General features: G+C 53.1%; 1 tRNA gene and 2 rRNA genes. All 3 read right to left on the minus strand.

Annotated features, from left to right (window positions below):
- Position 1 precedes the first annotated feature (1 nt).
- Positions 2 to 78: transfer RNA gene (locus EAH76_RS23745), tRNA-Met, on the minus strand.
- A 101-nt stretch (positions 79 to 179) separates the two neighbouring features.
- A 5S ribosomal RNA gene (gene rrf, locus EAH76_RS23750) occupies positions 180 to 294 on the minus strand.
- Positions 295 to 478: 184 nt separating this feature from the next.
- A 23S ribosomal RNA gene (locus EAH76_RS23755) occupies positions 479 to 745 on the minus strand; the annotation flags it as partial.

The raw sequence follows: 745 nt of genomic DNA on the forward strand, positions 1-745 counted from the left end.
TTGGTTGCGGGGACAGGATTTGAACCTGTGACCTTCAGGTTATGAGCCTGACGAGCTACCGGGCTGCTCCACCCCGCGACGAGGTGTTGGTTTTGCTCGCGAGAGCGAGCGGGGTGTTAGATGACATGTAAATGGGTTCTGATGAGAGACACGAACGTTTTGTGTTCACCGGCTTCAATGCCTGGCGACGACCTACTCTTCCATCGCTTAAGCGATAGTACCATCGGCGCAGTCAGGTTTCACGGCCGAGTTCGGGATGGGATCGGGTGGGGCACTGACGCTATAGCCACCAAGCAATGGAGCCGGTGAACAGCAAWAGGTTCGGGTTCTCWRGGGCCCAGCTTGCGMYAGGYYCYTAAAATCGGTGCACGTTTTACGACAWTCTGAAGATGGTAGTTGTTAATCAGGCGTTGCATTTGATCATCCGCCATCTGYGACAYGTGCTGGTTACCCAGGATTGTCATTGATGGTGGGACTCTCAAGCGCGAATAGAGCAATTAGTATCGGTTAGCTCCATGGATTACTCCACTTCTACATCCGATCTATCAACGTCATGGTCTCTGACGGCTCTATGAAATCTTATCTCGAGGGAGGCTTCCCGCTTAGATGCTTTCAGCGGTTATCCCGTCCATACATAGCTACCCTGCTGCGCTCTTGGCAGAACGACAGGTACACCAGAGGTATGTTCAACCCGGTCCTCTCGTACTAGGGTCAACTCCTCTCAAATTTCGACGCCCACGGCAGA

It is taken from the genome of Sphingomonas glacialis, assembly GCF_006439055.1.
GTDB classification, from domain to species: Bacteria; Pseudomonadota; Alphaproteobacteria; order Sphingomonadales; family Sphingomonadaceae; genus Sphingomonas; species Sphingomonas glacialis_A.